The 4,548-nt window shown below is 31.8% G+C and carries 4 protein-coding genes; 1 reads left to right on the plus strand and 3 read right to left on the minus strand.

The genetic code is table 11. The features are described from left to right. Positions 1–135 precede the first annotated feature (135 nt). From rocD to ACH2BP_RS06420, 3 genes are all read right to left on the minus strand, one after another. Positions 136–1,416 carry an ornithine--oxo-acid transaminase gene (gene rocD / locus ACH2BP_RS06410; RefSeq protein ID WP_395058135.1) on the minus strand — a complete coding sequence of 427 codons (1,281 nt, stop codon included), beginning with the start codon at positions 1,414–1,416 and terminating at the stop codon, positions 136–138. Between the two features lie 99 nt (positions 1,417–1,515). Further along, positions 1,516–2,061, minus strand: a complete 546-nt coding sequence (locus ACH2BP_RS06415; RefSeq protein WP_395058137.1) for a DUF1697 domain-containing protein — start codon at positions 2,059–2,061, stop codon at positions 1,516–1,518. Beyond that, positions 2,061–2,909 (minus strand): tetratricopeptide repeat protein, encoded by an 849-nt coding sequence (locus ACH2BP_RS06420; RefSeq protein WP_395058139.1) that lies wholly within the window; start codon positions 2,907–2,909, stop codon positions 2,061–2,063. The genes ACH2BP_RS06415 and ACH2BP_RS06420 overlap by 1 nt, the downstream gene beginning before the upstream one ends. An 88-nt stretch (positions 2,910–2,997) precedes the next feature. Between ACH2BP_RS06420 and rlmD the strand changes: the two genes are divergently transcribed. After that, positions 2,998–4,413, plus strand: a complete 1,416-nt coding sequence (gene rlmD, locus ACH2BP_RS06425) for a 23S rRNA (uracil(1939)-C(5))-methyltransferase RlmD (protein ID WP_395058141.1) — start codon at positions 2,998–3,000, stop codon at positions 4,411–4,413. The last annotated feature ends 135 nt before the right edge of the window (positions 4,414–4,548 follow it).

Raw genomic sequence — 4,548 nt, forward strand, 5'->3', positions numbered from 1 at the left:
AGAAAGTCAAATTTAAACAAAATGAGCCCAATACAATATCGAGCTCATTATTATCAAAATTAATTATAAATTTGTCCAAAATTTTGGGTGCAGTCTAAAACTAGACGGATTTTCTATTTATAAATAAATTGAAAATTACTTTTCAAATTGTTTCAATGTTTTAATAATTATCGAAACACAATCTAACAATTGTTCTTCATTCATTACTAATGGTGGTGCAAAACGAATAATATTTCCGTGTGTTGGTTTAGCTAACAATCCGTTATCACGCAAAGCCATACAAATATTCCAAGCGGTATCGCTTTCTTCTGTATCATTTATCACAACTGCATTTAACAAACCTTTTCCACGAACTAAGGTCGCTACAGTAGAAGTTTCAATAAATTTCGCTAATTCCGAACGGAAAATTTTTCCTAATCGACGTGCATTTTGAGATAATTTTTCGTCAGAAACTACATCTAAAGCAGCCATTGCAACTGCGCCAGCTACCGGATTACCACCAAATGTAGAACCGTGTTGTCCTGGCTTAATTACATTCATAATGTGATCGTTTGCCAAAACTGCCGAAACTGGGTAAGCACCACCTGAAATAGCTTTTCCTAAAATTAAAATATCAGGAACTACATAAGATGCTTGTTTTTCGCATGCATTTTCGCAAGTACAATTACCACAAACAGCTAATATTGATCCCGTTCTAGCAATTCCTGTTTGTACTTCGTCAGCTATAAATAAAACATTATGTGCTTCACAAAGTGCTTTGGCTTTTGCCAAATAATCTTCACTTGGTACATAGACTCCAGCTTCGCCTTGAATAGGTTCTACTAGAAATCCTGCAATATTTTTTGATGATTTTAATACATTTTCTAAAGCTGTTAAATCATCATAAGCAATGCTAATAAAACCAGCGGTATAAGGTCCAAAGTTTTTACGTGCATTCTCGTCGTTAGAAAACGAAATAATTGTAGTCGTTCTTCCGTGAAAGTTTCCGTCGCAAACAATAATTTGCGCTTCATTTTCAGCAATTCCTTTTTTCTCGTAAGCCCATTTTCTACACAATTTCAAAGCAGTTTCAACTGCTTCTGCACCAGTATTCATTGGTAATACTTTATCAAAACCAAAATATTTTGTTATATACTCTTCATAAACGCCTAATTTGTCGTTATAAAAAGCACGAGAAGTCAATGTTAATGTTTGTGCTTGTTCTATCATTGCTCCAATAATTTTTGGGTGACAATGTCCTTGGTTTACTGCCGAATAAGCCGACAAGAAATCGTAATATTTTTTTCCTTCTACATCCCAAACATATACACCTTCTCCACGAGCCAAAACTACAGGAAGTGGGTGGTAATTGTGTGCTCCGTGTTTGTCCTCTAAAGCAATAATTTCTTGTGAACTGATTTTTTGTAATACTGACATGATAATAATTGTATTGATTTTAGTAATCTCAATTCCTACTTTTGGAGAGAAATCATCCCTATTTTCGACAAAAATAATGAATATTCTTTAATTTATAGTCTATCTTTCTTCAAACATTTCTAACAACTTAGTTACCGTATTCCAATTTCTAATTGTTGCGGTTACATTTAGTTTTTTCTCTATATATTTCTGATCCAATCTGGTTTTTCCTGCTCCAATATCGTATTTAATATAAATTCTACTGGAATCAATACTAGCTTCATCAGGTTTGAACTGACTAATTTTTAAATCATTTAGTGCCGAAGCATTCAATTCTTTTGAAATAAATGCTACATATAGTTTTTTTGTATCTGCTTCTTTTTCTTTTAGATAGCTGTTGTTTTTAAAACAATCTTCTAAATCCTTTTTGCCAATAACAACAATAGGAACATCATGACCGAAAACTTTGAAAATTTCCTGTTTGATGGTAAAACCAACACTTGGTCCGTTTTCTTCTTCGGTATCTACAAATACATTTCCTGATTGAATGTACGTTTGCACATTTTGGAAACCTATATTTTCTAGTGCGATTTTTAGCGCATCCATTTTTATCATATTGTGACCAGAAACGTTGATACCACGAAGGAGAGCGAGATGGGTTGTCATTATTTTAAATCATTAGTCATTAATTCTAAATTTTTCATAACAGGCGAATCTATTTTAGTAGAATATTCTTTTGCAATGTTTTTCCATTCCTCAAATTTCTTTTTGTCTTTTTTATTAAAATATCCCTGAGCAATATTAAAAGCAGTTTCATCAATGTAGCTTTTTTCTTTTATTTTCATTCCGTTTTTAAACGCAACTTCAGCATTTTCTAATTGATTATTATGGCATAAAGCAAATATTAATTCTTTATATAACAACCAATTGTTTTTTTCATATTTACTAATTCCAATATGCAATAATGTAATGCATTTTTCAAATTGTTCAGTAGCGTTATAAGCATATCCTAATTCAAATAATAGATTTTTAGCTAAATGATTAATATTTTGAGCTTTTTCAAGTAAAGGGACTGCTAAAAAACTTGCTCCTATATGATTATATTGAAAAGCTCTTTCAACTAAATCATCCGCTTCGTTTGAATTGACATATGATTTCATAAATTCAGGAGTCTCAATTATCTCTAAATCCTTAAACTTATCACTTGGAATTATTGCGCAGATTGTATTCAAATTTTGAATACGTGCAATTATTCTTGAAGTATTATTTTTTTTCAATGGTATAAATTTTCCTTCATTGGAAATTTTAAATCTATTTTCAAAATGATAAGTAAGGCCTGCAGATCTATCAATATAAACGTAACCTAACATGTAAGTCGTGTCTTTCTCTTTTAATGGATATGTAATCCAATTATTTTCACAGCCATAAATCTTTTTATCAAATTTCAATACAGATTCTTGAGCAAATGAAGAGATAAATGCAAATAATAATAAGGGTTTTAATATATATTTCATTTAGAAATTTTTCACGAATATAATTAAATTAAATCTTTATTTTACATGATATAATAGAAATACAAACTACAATCCTTATTTTTGCAACATGGGAAAAAAAATAACAGACAAAATCGTTTTTGATACGGTAAAAGTCCTTGATGCGGGTGCAAAAGGCGTTTCGGTGGCGAAAGCTCCTGATGGTAAAGTAATTTTTATATCTAATGTCGTGCCTGGCGATGTGGTCGATGTGCAAACTTTCAAAAAGCGCAAGGCTTATTATGAGGGAAAAGCCATCAATTTTCATGAATATTCTGAGCATAGAACAGAGCCTGTTTGCGAGCATTTTGGTGTTTGTGGTGGTTGCAAATGGCAGAATATGAAGTATTCTCAACAATTGCATTACAAGCAAAATGAAGTATATAACAACCTGAAAAGAATTGGAAAGGTCGAAATGCCTGATTTTGAACCTATTTTAGGATCGGAAAAACAGTTTTTTTATAGAAATAAAATGGAGTTTGGTTTCTCTAACGCTCGTTGGATGACCGAAGACGAAATAAAAAGTGACGAAGAATTTGATGATCGAAATGCCTTAGGTTTTCATATCCCAAAAATGTGGGACAAGATTCTTGATATTACAAAATGTCATTTACAAGCAGATCCATCGAATGCGATTCGTAACGAAATTCGTCGTTTTGCGATAGAAAATAATTTAGAATTCTTCAATCCAAGGAATCACGAAGGTTTACTTAGAACACTGATGATACGTACGGCTTCGACTGGTGAAATCATGGTTTTGATTCAGTTTTTTAAAGAAAATAAAGTACAACGTGAATTGATTATGAATCATTTGGCTGAAACTTTTCCTGAAATCACTTCATTACAATATGTGATAAATGGTAAACCAAATGATACTATTTATGACCAAGATATAAAATTATTTAAAGGTCGTGATTATATTCTCGAAGAAATGGAAGGTTTACATTTTAGTATTAATGCCAAATCTTTTTATCAAACTAATTCTGAACAAGCTTATGAATTATACAAAATAACAAGAGATTTTGCTGGATTAACAGGAAATGAACTCGTTTACGATTTATATACCGGAACGGGAACTATTGCACAGTTTGTATCAAAACAAGCCAAAAAAGTAATTGGAGTTGAAGCAGTTCCTGAAGCGATTCTTGATGCTAAAGAAAATGCAAAACGCAATAATATTACCAATTGTGAGTTTTTTGTAGGTGATATGAAGAATGTTTTCAATGATGCATTTATAGCACAACATGGTCACCCTGATGTAATTATTACCGATCCGCCACGTGATGGTATGCATGCTGATGTAGTAAAACAAATCTTAACTATTGGTGCTGAAAAAGTGGTATATGTAAGTTGTAATTCGGCTACACAAGCACGTGATTTAGCTCTTATGGACGAAATGTATCAAGTAACTCGCATCAGACCAGTTGATATGTTTCCGCAAACGCATCATGTGGAAAATGTGGTACTTTTAGAAAAAAGAAAATAATTGTTTGTCACACTGAGCTTGTCGAAGTGTTTTAGAAAGGTCTTCGACAAGCTCAGACTGACATTTTTGATTTTATATTTATGAAAAAACTAAAAATAATTGCTATTGCCATTTTCATTGCAAACCTATTTTTGG

The organism is Flavobacterium sp. (assembly GCF_043756175.1).
Lineage (GTDB): Bacteria > Bacteroidota > Bacteroidia > Flavobacteriales > Flavobacteriaceae > Flavobacterium.

Coding starts and splice junctions, on each gene's coding strand:
- rocD (WP_395058135.1), bottom strand. CDS start 1,416: ATGTCAGTATTACAAAAAATCAGTTCACAAGAAATTATTGCTTTAGAG.
- ACH2BP_RS06415 (WP_395058137.1), bottom strand. CDS start 2,061: ATGACAACCCATCTCGCTCTCCTTCGTGGTATCAACGTTTCTGGTCAC.
- ACH2BP_RS06420 (WP_395058139.1), bottom strand. CDS start 2,909: ATGAAATATATATTAAAACCCTTATTATTATTTGCATTTATCTCTTCA.
- rlmD (WP_395058141.1), top strand. CDS start 2,998: ATGGGAAAAAAAATAACAGACAAAATCGTTTTTGATACGGTAAAAGTC.